This window comes from Collinsella sp. AF11-11 (genome assembly GCF_003465485.1).
Classification (GTDB): Bacteria; Actinomycetota; Coriobacteriia; order Coriobacteriales; family Coriobacteriaceae; genus Collinsella.
On the sequence record NZ_QSAS01000005.1, the window covers coordinates 70,429 to 84,719 of the forward strand.

The following is a 14,291-nucleotide window of genomic DNA, read 5'->3' on the forward strand; positions in this document are numbered from 1 at the left end:
TGAAGGGGCCAGGAGGTCCTGGCCTCGCAAATCCATAGACGATTAGGAAAGGAGCCACTTCCATGCGGGCACAGCATGTACCACGCCGTGTTTGCATGGAATATCGGCCTGCTCATCCATGGTAACGATTGCCGACTCGCCAAGATCAAACTGGGCCATCGCGGCATCGAGCGCGGCAATTTCGCGCTCGCGCGTTTTCTCGCTTGTCATATCCACACTTACCTGAATCAGGCCGTAAGCCTGCATGAGCAGTGCATCCCCAGCCACAAAGTCCACCTCATGGCTTTTATTCTTATCTTTAATCAGCAGGCGGCAAACCGAACCGGGCCGCACGGCGGGGGTCCTTCTTCTGAGCGCATTGAACACCGCGGTCTCGAGCCTCTGACCCTGATCCAATGCCGATGCGGGGGAGAACGCTCCGAACATCGCAGGATCGACGGCGTAGACCTTAGACGCAGACCGCGTATTATTTGCAAGCGAACGCGTGAACTCCGGCACCGAAAACAGCAGGTAGGCGTCCTCGTAATACTCAAGTAAGTCGCTGAGCGTATTTCGACTGACGGATATCTGTCTGCTCTTGAACTCGTTGTACACTTTGTTCACTGACAGCTCTCGTCCCGAAGATGCCATGCACCGCGCCAGAAACAGCGAGGCCAAACGGGGGTTCTTGACGTCGTAACGTTCAACGACGTCCATGGCGACCGTTCGCGACGCATATTCCTGTAGCAGCTGAATCGCGTCTGCGGGCGTCTGCTCAAGTGTCGCGATGAATCCCCCTCGCTCGAGATATCCGACCAGATGGTGTCGGAGCAACGCCGCATCGCTCGAGGAGAAGGGTGCGTTCGACTCAGGAACGCTCCCCGTCTTATATCGGACGTATTCCGAAAAACTCAACGGAAAAAGCTCTCGCACAAGAGAACGGCCCCTGAACTCGCTCTTAAGTTCTGAGGACAGCATCTTAGAAGAAGATCCCGTCACGTAAACGGTCGCCTTCTCCGTATCGACCACGCGTCGCAGAAACGCACCCCATTCGGGTATTTCCTGGATCTCGTCAAAGAAAAGGTAGGCGCCCTCGCCTCGAGCAGCAGGATATAGTGCATAGAATGTATCGAGCACGTCCGCTAGTAGCGATGGCTCATACGGACGCAAGCGCTCATCCTCAAAATTGAAATATAGCATCCGGTCAAGCTCGACGCCTTGGCCCTGAAGCCGCCGCATCTCCTGATACAGGCGATACGTCTTTCCACAACGACGGGCGCCCACAATCACATATACGATGTTGTCGCGCTTTGGCTCCTGCGGGTTGCCCAGATCAAGGTCGCGCTCAAAGACCTGCGGAATCCCCTGTTGCTCAAAGTCCTTTATTTTTTGAGCCACCAAGTCGTTGAATGCCATAATTCTCCAATCTTGCTCTCCTGCTAATCAAGATTATAACGATTCTTGATTAGCAGGAGAGCAAGATTATGCGTATCTTGATTAATGGATAAGCAAGTTTTCTATTAGTGGCCCCTCCCGGAGGATATCGAGCGGCCGAGGGGGGCAGGCATGAACGCCTCTAGCCGAAAACAAAGTAGCTAAAAAGCCCCGTCCCAAATGAGCTACTTAACGCCAGGGGTCAGCTTCGAAGAGGGGCTCGCGCTCGGGGCGACGATCGCTATAAGGATCGTAGCCGTCGTCGTCCTCGTTCTCGGCGCGGATGTAGGGATCGCGCGGCTTGGGTGCCGGCTTAGGCGCAGGCTTGGGTGCGGCGGGTGCAGCATCGGTCGCCGGCGCGCTTGTCTTGATCTCGTCTTTCATCTGCATAGCTCCTTGCATCGCATCCGTTCAGCATCATCGATTGTCGCACGAAAAAGGGCGGCGGACCCCATTGGATCCGCCGCCCTTGGCGTTCGGCTCAAAAGGCAGATTGTAAGGCATGCGCCAAAAACCTACTGCGCGTCGGGGACCTCGTAGGTAGCAGACGGCGTGTTGTCGCACACGACGGTAAAGCCGCCGTCCTTGTCGGCATCGACCGTCACCTGATCGCCCTCGCGCACCGTACCGTCGATGATGGCGGCGGCGATGGCGTCCACGACCTCGCGCTGGACCAGGCGCTTGAGCGGACGGGCACCGAACACGGGGTCCAGGCCACCCACGGCGAGCATCTGCTTGGCCGCCGGGGTGATGGCAAGCGTCATGCGCTCCTTGGCCAGACGCGCGCGGACGTCGGCAAGCTGGATGTCGACGATCTTCTCGATCTGCGCCATGCCGAGCGGATGGAACACCACGATATCGTCGATACGGTTGAGGAACTCGGGGCGGAAGGTCTGAGCCATGGCGGCGTCGACCTGATGGCGCATCTCCTCCTCGTCCTTACCGGACAGATCGGCGATGGCCTTGGAGCCCACGTTAGACGTCATGATGATGATCGTGTTCTTGAAGGACACCTGGCGACCCTGGCCATCGGTCAGACGGCCGTCATCAAGCACCTGCAGCAGCACGTTAAAGACATCCGGATGAGCCTTCTCCATCTCGTCGAGCAAAATCACGGAGTACGGACGACGGCGCACGGCCTCGGTAAGCTGGCCGCCCTCGTCGTAACCCACGTATCCCGGAGGCGCACCGATCAGACGTTGGACGCTGAACTTCTCCATGTACTCGGACATGTCGATACGCACGAGCGCACGCTCGTCATCGAACAGGCACTCGGCAAGCGCCTTGGCGAGCTCGGTCTTGCCCACGCCGGTGGGGCCCAGGAAGAAGAAGCTGCCGATGGGCTTGTCCGGATCGGAGAGGCCCGCACGGCTGCGACGCACGGCCGCGGCGACAGCGGAGACCGCCTCGTCCTGGCCGATGACGCGCTTATGCAGCTCGCCCTCCAAGCCCTTCAGCTTGTCGAGCTCGCCCTGCATCATCTTGGAGACGGGCACGCCGGTCCAAGCGCTCACGACCTCAGCGATCTCATCGGAGGTCACCTGTTCGTTGAGGCCTTCGCCGTCCTGCTGCTTTTGCGCCTCGAGCGCAGCCTCGGAATCCTGAATCTGCTGCTGCAGGCCCGGAATCACGGAGTAGCGCAGCTCGGACGCACGGCCCAGGTCGCCGTTGCGCGTCGCACGCTCCTCTTCGCTCTTGGCCTCGTCGAGCTGCCCCTTGAGCTCCTGCACGTGGTCGATAGCGTTCTTCTGGTTGAGCCAGCCGGCCTTTTGCACGTTGAGCTTTTCTTGGACCTCAGCGATCTCTTGGCGCAGAGCCTCCAGACGCTCCTTGGAGGCCTCGTCGGTCTCCTTCATGAGCGCCTGTTCCTCAATCTGCAGCTGAGTGAGCTGACGCGTGGTGGCATCGATCTCGACCGGCATGCTGTCGAGCTCCATGCGCAGGCGGCTTGCCGCTTCATCGACCAGGTCGATGGCCTTGTCGGGCAGAAAACGGTCGGCGATGTAGCGATCGGAGAGGTCGGCAGCTGCCACGAGCGCGCTATCGGTGATATGCACGCCGTGGAAGATCTCGTACTTCTCCTTGAGGCCACGCAGGATGGAGATGGTGTCCTCGACGGTAGGCTCGCTCACCATAACAGTCTGGAAACGACGGGCGAGTGCCGCGTCCTTCTCGATGTACTTGCGGTACTCGTCGAGCGTAGTCGCTCCGATCGCGTGCAGGTCGCCACGGGCAAGCGCCGGCTTCAGGATGTTGCCGGCGTCCATGGAGCCCTCGGTGGCACCCGCGCCCACGATGGTGTGGAGCTCATCGATGAACAGGATGACCTTGCCCTCGGACTTTTGCACTTCCTTGAGCACGGCCTTCAAGCGGTCCTCGAACTCGCCACGATACTTGGCGCCGGCGACCAGCGCGCTCATGTCGAGCTCGATGAGGTCGCGATCGCGCAGGGTGCTCGGCACGTCGCCGGCCACGATACGCTGGGCGATGCCCTCGACGATGGCCGTCTTGCCGACGCCCGGCTCGCCAATGAGCACGGGGTTGTTCTTAGTGCGGCGGGACAGGACTTGGATGGTGCGGCGAATCTCGTCGGTACGGCCGATGACCGGGTCGAGCTTGCCGGCGCGGGCGAGGTCGCAGATGTTGCGACCGTACTGCTCCAGCGCCTCAAACTGTGTCTTGTCCTCGGCAGACGTCACGCGGTCATCGCCGCGCAGCTCCTCGTAGACTTGCTCGATACGCTCCTTGGTAACGCCGGCGTCGCGCAGCACACGGCCCGCGTCGCCCTTGTCCTCGGCAAGCGCCATCAGCAGATGCTCGGTCACCACAAAGCTGTCGCCCATCTTGGTGGCCTTTTTCTCGGCTTTCTCGATGACGCGGACGAGCTCATTGGAAAGACCCATCTGCTGGCCCTCGCCCGAAACCTTGGGCGCGTGGTCGATGGCATCCTGTGTGGCGCGCGCAAGCTGGACCGGGTCGGCACCGATGCGCTCGATGATCACGGAAATGTTGCGCTCGCCGGCACCGAGCAGGGCGGACAGCAGGTGGATGGGCTCCACCGCGCCGGCCTGTGCGTCGGCGGCGATGCCCATGGCAGTCTGCAACGCCTCGCGCGACGTCATTGCTAGCTTATCGATTCTCATGGAATCACCTCTCTTGGGGCGGCCGCCCTACGGGGCGGCTTCACGTTGTTCGAGAAGTATTGTTGCCAGCTTTGTACGATCTTATACACAAATCTAAGTCTCTATATATAAGATTTTCTGAGTGATTGATGGATAGGGTACTGAGATGTCAGCCCGCCGCTGCCCAGGCGCACTACCGTCTCGATCTGTAACATCTAGCAGCCATTTTTGATCCTAGATGTTACGGATCAAGATGAAATGACCAGCGGCAACCGTTTGTCTCAATCTGTAACATCTACTCGGCAAATTAGGGTCTAACTGTTACAAATCGAGACGAACGAAGACACCTGAGTCGAAAATCTAAATCTGTAACACCAGGCCCACTTTTAGCGGCCAAGATGTTACAGATCGAGACAAACCGAGAACTACTACAAAGGGGACGGGTACCTTTGTGGTAGTCGCGGTCTCTACTCCTTCGCCGAACCCGTACTTCCCGATTCGACGGTCCAGGGCATCTCATCCTCGAACAGCCATGTACGGGCAGACCCACTATCGCGTGCAGTCTGCGGGTCAGGCAAGCAGGTCTGTTTATAGGCATCTTGGATACACTGACCCATAAAATCGTTGAGCTCGGTCTGGTCGCCCTCCATGACATAGGCGACATCGCCGTCCATGATGTAGATGCCCGGACCCTCATTGCCCTCGTAGCCCGGATCGTACGAGACATCACATAACTTTGCGCCGTTTGCAGTGTCCAGCTCGATGGAAGAGTGGCATCCGCCAACCATGTCGTTCGCTTTTGCCCGATAGGACGCATATCCATACCAGCGCTTAAAGGTTTTGCCCTTGAGCAGCTCGGACGCCCTGTCGATCAGACTAGAATCCGTGGTATAGCGCATAGCCCCAAGCTGAATATGTGGATAATTACTAATGCCCAGCGCAGCCGGTTGCTCATCAAAATCAACGGTAATGGTCTCGGGCTTGTCGTCGCCGGTCAGAAGTTCGACAGATTGAGTCACAGGCTTGACCACCGGCTCCGTCACCGCAGCAGGTAGAAACGCCATGCCGACAGTGCCCACGCCAACCACGGCAATCGCAAGCGCCAAAACAATCAATCCAATACGGGCAGGACTTCTCACAGCAAAGCACCTCGCAACGCAAACCTTCGCTACCTGCACTAATGATATCGCCAGCCAGCACTATTACCAAAAGAAGCCGCGCGCTCCTCACCACCACAAAGGGGACAGGCACCTTTGTGGTGGTTTTAGACGCTAACGGTCGACCATCTCGCGCCATGAGATTAAACTTGAATTGTTCTCTGAACATATCTATTTCTGCCTATCCTCAACAGATCTTTGTCTCGAGGAGCGCATATGAAGCCGCCTCATTCCACCGGTCGCAACGTCATCGCCATTCTCGCCATACCCATCGTGATGCTCTTCCTTATCGTCATCACGCCCTTTTCCCTTGGTATCACCTCGCCCTTCGATTTATGCGGAATGGTCGACGCCGGCTCACGTGCCACCTCGCTCTCCTTTATCTGTCGCGGCGTGTTTTACGAAGATGGAATTCCCACCGGAATTTGGCAGTCAAAGTTGCCACTGCTCGGTCAGATCGACGGATGCTCCCCCTATTTCTGCCTTGGACCTCAGGCGCTAAACTATCTAATCGACGACCAGCCACTCGACTCCATCACCCTCGCCTACGACTACGCACCAAACACCGATGAGCGCCACATGAACCAAGTCCTCGACAAGATGCTTGGACAGTGCGGGCTCACCGAGGAGGCCGGTCGAACCATCTATAGCAACCAGAAATTAAAGCGAACAGAACTCCGCCGTGTCGGAAAAATCAAAGGGCGAAACGGGGCCGCCTACTGGGATGCCTGGGCAACACGCGACAAGGGCGAATTCGGACACAGCACCTATATGGTCACTGTCTACACCAAAGACGGAATTAAGGACAATGTTGACGATTTCGCGTCCTCCAAACTCGGCATCCCCAAAACAACCAAACCCGCCAACCCGGATGAAATCCTGTAGAGGCGCTTATTGGAATGTCGCTCAACGTGCACACCGACATTGAGCTCACCCCCACCACCACAAAGGTGCCTGACCCCAATGTGGTGGGTTTCGACAAAAAGAAGCCGCCCCAATAAAAGAGGCGGCATCAAGCAAGTCTATTTATTAGCATCCCTCAAGACCCAACGAGAACGCAGAAATGTAGCCCGGGGCCACCCTTTGCCGAACGCGACCCTCGCGAAGCGCGTGAGCGGGCGGGAAAGGGTGGCCCCGGGCGGACAATTAAGTGCGTTACTCGGCAGCGGCCTTGAACTTGTTGTAGTTGATCAGGCAGCCGGCCTTGACGATGGCACGCTCCTCGGCCGTCATATCGGCAATGTAAAGCTCAATCTGCTCGACCGTGCCGTCGGCGCGCACCACGTAGGCGGCGATGTTCTTGAGGTCGCCATCGAGCGCGGCACGGATACCCGGCACAAAGACGTAGTCGCCCACCTCAAAGTTGGGCTCCGTCTCCATCTGGAAGGGCACCATGCCCCAGTTCATCACGTTGGAGCGATAGCGCTTGGTGGCGTACTCGTGGACGATGTTGGCCAGGCCGCCAATTACGCGCTGGCAGCTCGCGGCCTGCTCGCGGGCAGAACCGTCGCCCGGCTTCTTGGCGTAGAGCATGGAGCCATACTCGGTCGCCTTGGCATCGGCCGCGATGCCCGCGCCGGCCAGCGCCTCAAACACGCCGGCAAGCTCGGCATCGAGCGCCGCCAGGTCGCCCGTGGCCTCGCCGGCCACGCGGCGCTTTTCTACCGCGTCAACCTCCTTGGAACGGCCCACGTAGGCCGGGTCGCGGCGGCTCAGCGTAAACTCGGCCAGGCCCAGCGGGTTGGAGCGGAAGGAGCTCGTCTCGCCCGAGGGAATGAGCTCGTCGGTCGTAGTGACCGGGTCCATGATCTTGGAGCAAACCTTGAGCAGGATATCGTCGCCGAGCGGCTCCATCGCGGGCCACGGCTTGATGTTGGGGCCCTCGACCAGCTCGTCGGCGGGCTCAGCCTTGTCAAAGCCCCAGTACACGCGCTTCTTGTAGGGAGCGTCGTCGAAGGTGTACTCGCAGGCCTCGTCCCAAGTCTCCTCGGGTAGGTCGGTCGCCGGCGTCAGGACGCCGCCGTTGGCAGCCGTCGCCGCAATGGAGCGAGCGTCCATCAGAGCCACGGCGCTCAACTGGCCATTGCCCGGCTTGGAGCCCTCACGGTTGGGGAAGTTGCGCGTAGTGTGGCGGATCGAAAGGCCGTTGTTGGCAGGCGTGTCGCCGGCGCCAAAGCACGGACCGCAGAACGCCGTGCGCACGATCGCGCCGGCCTCCATAAGGTCGTAGATATAGCCACGACGTGTAAGTTCGAGCGCCACGGGCTGGCTCGTGGGATAGACCGACAGCGAGAACTCGCCGCAGCCGGTGTTGGCGCCCTTGAGCACGCGGGCAGCCTGAACCACGGAGTCGTAGTTGCCGCCCGAGCAGCCGGCGATGACGCCCTGCTGCACGTGCAGCTTGCCGTCGACGATCTTGTCGAGCAGGCTAAAGTGCGTCTTACCCTCGCCGATCTTAGCGGCCTCGAGCTCCACCTCGTGCAGGATGTCCTCGAGGTTCTCGTTGAGCTCGTCGATCTCAAAGCCGTTGGAAGGATGGAACGGCAGCGCGATCATGGGCTTGATGCTCGACAGATCGACCTCGACGCAGCCGTCGTAGTAGGCGACATCGGCGGGCTTGAGCTCGCGGTAGTCGTCGCCGCGGCCGTGCATGGTCAGGAATGCATGCGTGTCCTCGTCAGTGGCCCAGATGCTCGACAGGCAGGTGGTCTCGGTGGTCATGACGTCGACGCCGTTGCGGTAATCGGTCGTCATGCTCGCGATGCCGGGGCCCACAAACTCCATGACCTTGTTCTTGACGTAACCCTTGGCAAAGACAGCGCGGATGATGGCGAGCGCAACGTCGTGCGGGCCGACGCCGGGGCGCGGGGCGCCCGTGAGGTAGATGGCGACAACGCCGGGATAGGCGACGTCGTAGGTGTCGCGCAGCAGTTGCTTTGCCAGCTCGCCGCCGCCCTCGCCCACGGCCATAGTGCCCAGAGCGCCGTAGCGGGTGTGCGAGTCGGAACCCAAGATCATCTTGCCGCAACCGGCAAAGTTCTCGCGCATAAAGGAGTGGATGACGGCGATGTGCGGCGGGACGAAGATGCCGCCGTACTTCTTGGCCGCAGAGAGGCCAAAGACGTGGTCGTCCTCGTTGATGGTGCCGCCCACGGCGCACAGCGAATTATGGCAGTTGGTGAGCACGTAGGGCAGCGGGAACTGCTCCATGCCCGAGGCGCGCGCCGTCTGGATGATGCCGACAAAGGTGATGTCGTGGCTCGCCATGGCGTCGAAGCGAATCTTGAGCGCCTCGGGGTCGCCGGACGTATTGTGTGCCTGAAGGATCGAATACGCGATGGTGCCGCGCTTGGCATCCTCGGGCGTCTGCGTAATGCCGCGCTCAGCGGCCTCGGCTGCAGGCACAACCTCGCTGCCGCCGCGCAGGTAGATGCCGTCCTCGTACAGCTTAACCATACTGTCTCCCACTCTGCCCGAAAGGCTCGGGCGCATAGCATACATTCGTTCAATATCGTGCCATAGAACGGTTGCGAGCGGGTTACGAATCTGCGCGTTCACTTTATCTCAGTAAAGCAAAGGACGAGCCCGGTGTGGGGCCGGCAGATTTGGCGCAAGAGTGTCCCTTTCGACTAGTCATTTAAGAACGTCCCCAATGACTACCGCATCCGGAGCAAGGCAACGCCGCAGGTAGAGGACGGACAGCGAGCGACGTCCGGAGCGAACAAGTTGGCATGAAAAAGGCAAGGCATAGACCTTCTGGTCATGCCTTGCCTTTTGAATGACAAATTGTCGCTCCGGACGTCGCGCAGCGTCGGCCGTTCGGTAGAACGGCGGAACCTAGAGATCTCCGCCGGCGCCCAGTAGCTTGCGCATGACTTGCTCGGGGTTAACCGAGCCATCGCGCGGGGCCAGGGCGGTGATCTTCTTCTGCATCTTGTACTCGTGCAGCTCATCCTCGAGCTGGCGCACGCGAGCGCGGAGCTTCTCGTTCTCGCGCTCGCGCTCCTCGGCACGCTCCTTCATATCGAGAATGCGCACCACGCCGGCAAGGTTGATACCCTCGTCAGTCAGCTGGTTGATGAGCTCCAGACGCTCGATATCGGCACGCGAATACAGGCGTGTGTTACCGCCCGAGCGCTGGGGGTTCACCAGGCCCTTAGACTCGTAGACGCGCAGAGTCTGCGGATGCATGCCGGTCAGCTCGGCCGCCACGCTGATCATGTACAGCGGTTTGTTCCTATTGTCCTCGGCCATGCTACCTGACCCCTTTCCGTCTCGTTATCGTCCATCATAAGCCCGCGGGCGCGGGCGCGCGCCGCGACCGCCCTAGTACGTCGCCTTGTAACGGTTGACCTTCTCGCGATAGTCGCGCGTGTCGGCCTCGCGCAGCTTGGTCATGGCATCGCGCTCGTCATCGGATAGGTTCGTGGGGACCTGCACCTTGATCTCGACGAGCAGCGCGCCCGTACGGCCACGGTGCTTAACGTCGGGCGCTCCCATCTCCTTAAAGCGGAACTTCTTGCCCGTCTGGGTACCCGCGGGCACTTTCAAACGGACCGTCGCACCGCCGGGTGTGGGCACGTCCACCGTGCAGCCGAGCGCCGCCTCGTAGACCGAGACCGGTACCTCCATGGTCACGTCGGCGCCTTTGCGCTTGAACAGCGGGTGCTCCTCCACATGCGTGGTCACGACCAGGTCGCCGCGCTCGCCACCCGCAACGCCATACTCGCCGCGACGCTTGTAGCGTAGCTTGCCGCCATCGACCGCGCCCGCGGGCACCGAGACCGTGATGGTCTGCTGCTCGCCTGTCGAGGGAATGCGATAGGTGACCTTGTGCGTCACGCCGCGAAACGCGTCCTCGGCCGAAACATCGACGGTCAGCGACAGGTCGCCGCCCTTGCGAGCGCGGCTGCGACCCGCGCCGGCACCGGCAGCGCCCGCAGCCCCGGCAAAGCCCGAGCCCCAATCGCTGCCCCAGGCGCCGTTGCCGCTAAAGATGCTGTCGAAGATGTCGCCCCAGCCGCTGGCGCCCGCGCCGGCACCGTAGCCGCCGCCATATGCGCCGCCCGCGCCCGGCATGCCGCCAAACATGAGCATCTGGTCGTACTCTTTGCGCTTCTTCTCGTCCGAAAGCGTCTCGTAGGCCTCGCTGATCTCCTTGAACTTGGCCTCGTCGCCGCCGGCATCGGGGTGATATTTTTGCGCGAGCTTGCGAAACGCGCTCTTGATCTCTTTGTCGGAGGCGCTCTTGGATACGCCCAGGATGTCATAGAAGGTTTTGCCTGCAGCCATCGTAGCTCCTCTCCTGTTTCATCCGCCGCCCAGCGGGCGGCGGCTCATGCTTTCATATGGCACTAGGCCAGAAAGGGCCCCGGGTGTTGCCCCGGGGCCCTTCTCAATTACTCCTCGGTGCTCTCGGCCGTATCGGCCGAAGCATCCTCGGGCGCCGCTTCGGGCTCCGGTGCGGGGCGCTTCTCGCCACCGTAGGTCACCGTCACCATCGCGGAACGCAGGATGCGATCCGCCATGCGGTAGCCCTTCTGGTACACGTCGTTGACGGTCTCGTCGTACTGCGATGCGTCCTCGACGCGACCCACAGCCTGGTGCTCGAGCGGATCGAACGCCTCGCCCTTGGGGTCGATGGGCTCAACGCCCTCGTGCGCAAACACATCGAGCAGCTTGGCATGCACCGCATCGACGCCATCGACGAACTGCTTAAAGTCGTCGGCAAGCTCTTGGCTGCGGGCATGGTCGATCGCGCGCTCGATATCGTCGATTACCGGCAACAGCGCGGTGACAAGCTTCTCAGTCGCGCGGTCGCGCTCGGCGATGCGCTCGTTGGCGGTGCGGCGACGGAAGTTCTCCCAGTCGGCCTGCAAACGGGCGGTGCGCTCGGTGGCGTCCTTCGCCTTGTCCTCGGCAGCCTTCTGAGCCTCTGCCGCAGCATCGAGCTCGCTGCGCACGTCGGCAAGCTCCTTTTGGGCCTGCTCGAACTTGAGCTTAAAGTCGTTGTCGGCGGCTTCCTCACCGGCGCGGATAGCGGCTTCCACCATCTCGTCCTCGGTCATCGTCGCCTCCTTGTTGGAATCCTCTACCTGGTTCTCGGCAGCCTCGGCGGCCTCGGCCTCGTTGGCCTCGGTATCGTCGACGGCCTCTACGGGAATCTTCACGTCCTTCTCCTCAGAGTCAACGGGGGCGGCGCCAGCGGCAGCCGCCTCCGTGCGAGCTTTACGGGCGGACATGATTACTTGTCCTCGTCGTCCACAACCTCGTAGTCGGCGTCGACCACGTCATCGTCGGCAGGCTGGGCGCCGGCGGCACCGTCGGTCTGCTGCTGAGCGTCGGCGTAGACAACCTGGGCCAGCTCGTAGGCCACGGACTGCAGGGACTCGCCAGCGGCCTTGATGGCCTCGACGTCAGAGCCCTCGAGCGCCTTCTTGGCGTCGGCGATAGCGGTCTCGGCCTTGGACTTCACATCGGCGGAAACCTTGTCGCCCAGCTCGTTGAGGGTCTGCTCGGTGGAGTAGCACAGGCTATCGGTCTGGTTGCGGACCTCGACCTCCTCCTTCTGCTTCTTGTCCTCCTCGGCATGGGCCTCGGCGTCCTTGACCATGCGATCGACTTCGTCGTCGGACAGAGCGGTGGAGCCGGAGATGGTGATCTGCTGCTCCTTGCCGGTGCCCTTGTCCTTAGCAGAGACCTTGACGATGCCGTTGGCGTCGATGTCGAAGGTGACCTCGATCTGCGGCACGCCGCGGCGGGCAGCCGGGATGCCGGTCAGCTGGAACTTACCGAGCGACTTGTTATCGCGAGCAAGCTCGCGCTCGCCCTGGAGCACGTTGATCTCGACGCTGGTCTGGTTGTCGGCAGCGGTGGAGTAGACCTCGGTCTTGGAGGTCGGGATCGTGGTGTTGCGGTCGATCATCTTGGTCATGATGCCGCCCATGGTCTCGACGCCCAGCGACAGCGGGGTAACGTCGAGCAGCAGGATGCCCTCGACGTCGCCGGTGAGCACGCCGCCCTGGACGGCAGCGCCGTCGGCAACGACCTCGTCGGGGTTCACGGACATGTTGGGCTGCTTGCCGGTCATGGTCTTGACGAGCTCCTGGACGGCGGGCATACGGGTGGAGCCGCCGACGAGGATGACCTCGGTCAAATCGGAGAGCTTAAGCTTGGCGTCACGCAGGGCGTTGGTGACAGGCTGCTTGCAGCGCTCGAGCAGGTCGCGGGTGATCTTCTCGAACTCGGCGCGGGTCAGCGTGTAGTTGAGGTGCAGCGGGCCGGACTGGTTCATGGTAATGAACGGCAGGTTGATGGTGGTCTGCTGGGCGGCGGAGAGCTCCTTCTTGGCGTTCTCGGCGGCCTCCTTCAGACGCTGCAGGGCCATGGGGTCCTGACGCAGGTCGACGCCGTTCTCCTGCTGGAACTTGTCGGCCATCCAGTCGATGACGCGCTGATCCCAGTCGTCGCCGCCCAGGTGGTTGTCGCCCGAGGTGGACAGAACCTCAAACACGCCGTCGGCGAGGTCGAGGATGGAGACGTCGAAGGTGCCGCCGCCCAGGTCGAAGACCAGAATGCGCTGGTCGGTGCCCTGCTTGTCCAGGCCATAGGCCAGAGCAGCAGCGGTCGGCTCGTTGACGATACGCTTGACGTTGAGGCCGGCGATCTTACCGGCATCCTTGGTGGCCTGACGCTGGGCGTCGTTGAAGTAGGCCGGGACGGTGATGACGGCGTCGGTGACGGTCTCGCCCAGATACTTCTCGGCGTCGGCCTTCATCTTTGCGAGCGTCATGGCGCTCACCTGCTCGGCGGTGTAGTCCTTGCCCTCGATGTCGACGACGGCACGGCCGCCCTGGCCCTCCTTGACCTCATACGGCACGGTCTTGATCTCGGAGGTGCACTCGGAGTACTTGCGGCCCATGAAGCGCTTGATGGAGAACACGGTGTTCTTGGGGTTGGTGACAGCCTGGTTCTTAGCGGCCTTACCCACAACGCGGTCGCCGTCGGCACGGAAGCCCACGACGGACGGGGTGGTGCGGTCGCCCTCGGCGTTCACAATAATGGTCGGAGAACCGCCCTCGAGAACGGCCATGGCGGAGTTAGTAGTACCAAGGTCGATACCAAGAATCTTACTCATTAGAAATTCCCTCTCTCTTTTGCGTTCGCGTCGCCTCGACGGTCTGTCGCGCGGCGCTTCGGCTTGTCTTTCAGGATGTAGTGTATCCCCTTATGGGCTGGAATATACAAAATCTAAGTCAATTCATATAAGATTTCTTATTGCTGAGAGTTTAGGTTCTTAAATGCGCAGGTAGATGCGCTGATTGAGTTCTCGGCAGATCTATTGAGATCTATGTAGAGTTGACTGAGGTGTGAGCCTGAAGCCGTACAGGGGGCCTTGGAGCGACCCCGGGGGAAGCGCGACCCAGTCTGAGCGTAAATTCCGGGACGCAGTTTCCGCCGGGCGGTCCAACCGGAAACCGTGTCCCGTTTTGGACGTGGATTACGGGATGCGGTTTCCGCAAACACGCTCAATCGCCCTATATTTCAAGTCACCTGTAGCTAACATTTGCGCAGCTCAACGGCCTCACCTGCATGTTTT

General features: G+C 60.9%; 10 protein-coding genes. 1 reads left to right on the top strand and 9 read right to left on the bottom strand.

The window, feature by feature from the left end; genetic code table 11:
* Nucleotides 1-42 precede the first annotated feature (42 nt).
* From DWV58_RS04985 to DWV58_RS05000, 4 genes are all read right to left on the bottom strand, one after another.
* On the bottom strand, nt 43-1,395 hold the full coding sequence (locus DWV58_RS04985) for an ATP-binding protein (protein ID WP_117776384.1): 1,353 nt from the start codon (nt 1,393-1,395) through the stop codon (nt 43-45).
* A 207-nt stretch (nt 1,396-1,602) separates the two neighbouring features.
* Nucleotides 1,603-1,797 carry a hypothetical protein gene (locus tag DWV58_RS04990; RefSeq protein WP_233505209.1) on the bottom strand — a complete coding sequence of 65 codons (195 nt, stop codon included), beginning with the start codon at nt 1,795-1,797 and terminating at the stop codon, nt 1,603-1,605.
* A gap of 131 nt (nt 1,798-1,928) precedes the next feature.
* A complete protein-coding gene (gene clpB, locus DWV58_RS04995; protein WP_117776386.1) occupies nt 1,929-4,556 on the bottom strand; it encodes an ATP-dependent chaperone ClpB in 2,628 nt (875 codons plus the stop codon).
* 446 nt (nt 4,557-5,002) lie between these two features.
* On the bottom strand, nt 5,003-5,674 hold the full coding sequence (locus DWV58_RS05000) for a hypothetical protein (RefSeq protein ID WP_147325196.1): 672 nt from the start codon (nt 5,672-5,674) through the stop codon (nt 5,003-5,005).
* 234 nt (nt 5,675-5,908) lie between these two features.
* On the opposite strand from DWV58_RS05000, the gene DWV58_RS05005 reads away from it, so the two are divergent.
* On the top strand, nt 5,909-6,577 hold the full coding sequence (locus tag DWV58_RS05005; RefSeq protein WP_117640733.1) for a hypothetical protein: 669 nt from the start codon (nt 5,909-5,911) through the stop codon (nt 6,575-6,577).
* 270 nt (nt 6,578-6,847) lie between these two features.
* Here DWV58_RS05005 and DWV58_RS05010 read toward each other — a convergent pair whose 3' ends face one another.
* The 5 genes from DWV58_RS05010 to dnaK all read right to left on the bottom strand — a co-directional run bounded on the left by DWV58_RS05010 (nt 6,848) and on the right by dnaK (nt 13,829).
* Nucleotides 6,848-9,148, bottom strand: coding sequence for a hydratase (locus tag DWV58_RS05010; protein ID WP_117776388.1), 2,301 nt, complete (start codon nt 9,146-9,148; stop codon nt 6,848-6,850).
* Nucleotides 9,149-9,529: 381 nt separating this feature from the next.
* Complete coding sequence (locus DWV58_RS05015; protein WP_006235210.1) at nt 9,530-9,946, bottom strand: heat shock protein transcriptional repressor HspR; 417 nt, start codon at nt 9,944-9,946, stop codon at nt 9,530-9,532.
* A gap of 72 nt (nt 9,947-10,018) precedes the next feature.
* Nucleotides 10,019-10,984 carry a DnaJ C-terminal domain-containing protein gene (locus tag DWV58_RS05020; RefSeq protein ID WP_006235211.1) on the bottom strand — a complete coding sequence of 322 codons (966 nt, stop codon included), beginning with the start codon at nt 10,982-10,984 and terminating at the stop codon, nt 10,019-10,021.
* 107 nt (nt 10,985-11,091) lie between these two features.
* On the bottom strand, nt 11,092-11,934 hold the full coding sequence (locus tag DWV58_RS05025) for a nucleotide exchange factor GrpE (RefSeq protein ID WP_117776389.1): 843 nt from the start codon (nt 11,932-11,934) through the stop codon (nt 11,092-11,094).
* A 2-nt stretch (nt 11,935-11,936) separates the two neighbouring features.
* On the bottom strand, nt 11,937-13,829 hold the full coding sequence (gene dnaK / locus DWV58_RS05030; RefSeq protein WP_055250813.1) for a molecular chaperone DnaK: 1,893 nt from the start codon (nt 13,827-13,829) through the stop codon (nt 11,937-11,939).
* Nucleotides 13,830-14,291: the final 462 nt, after the last annotated feature.

What these genes read in the sequence shown, in the direction of transcription:
- DWV58_RS04985 (WP_117776384.1), bottom strand. Translation starts at nt 1,395, where the DNA reads ATGGCATTCAACGACTTGGTGGCTCAAAAAATAAAGGACTTTGAGCAA.
- DWV58_RS04990 (WP_233505209.1), bottom strand. Translation starts at nt 1,797, where the DNA reads ATGAAAGACGAGATCAAGACAAGCGCGCCGGCGACCGATGCTGCACCC.
- clpB (WP_117776386.1), bottom strand. Translation starts at nt 4,556, where the DNA reads ATGAGAATCGATAAGCTAGCAATGACGTCGCGCGAGGCGTTGCAGACT.
- DWV58_RS05005 (WP_117640733.1), top strand. Translation starts at nt 5,909, where the DNA reads ATGAAGCCGCCTCATTCCACCGGTCGCAACGTCATCGCCATTCTCGCC.
- DWV58_RS05010 (WP_117776388.1), bottom strand. Translation starts at nt 9,148, where the DNA reads ATGGTTAAGCTGTACGAGGACGGCATCTACCTGCGCGGCGGCAGCGAG.
- DWV58_RS05015 (WP_006235210.1), bottom strand. Translation starts at nt 9,946, where the DNA reads ATGGCCGAGGACAATAGGAACAAACCGCTGTACATGATCAGCGTGGCG.
- DWV58_RS05020 (WP_006235211.1), bottom strand. Translation starts at nt 10,984, where the DNA reads ATGGCTGCAGGCAAAACCTTCTATGACATCCTGGGCGTATCCAAGAGC.
- DWV58_RS05025 (WP_117776389.1), bottom strand. Translation starts at nt 11,934, where the DNA reads ATGTCCGCCCGTAAAGCTCGCACGGAGGCGGCTGCCGCTGGCGCCGCC.
- dnaK (WP_055250813.1), bottom strand. Translation starts at nt 13,829, where the DNA reads ATGAGTAAGATTCTTGGTATCGACCTTGGTACTACTAACTCCGCCATG.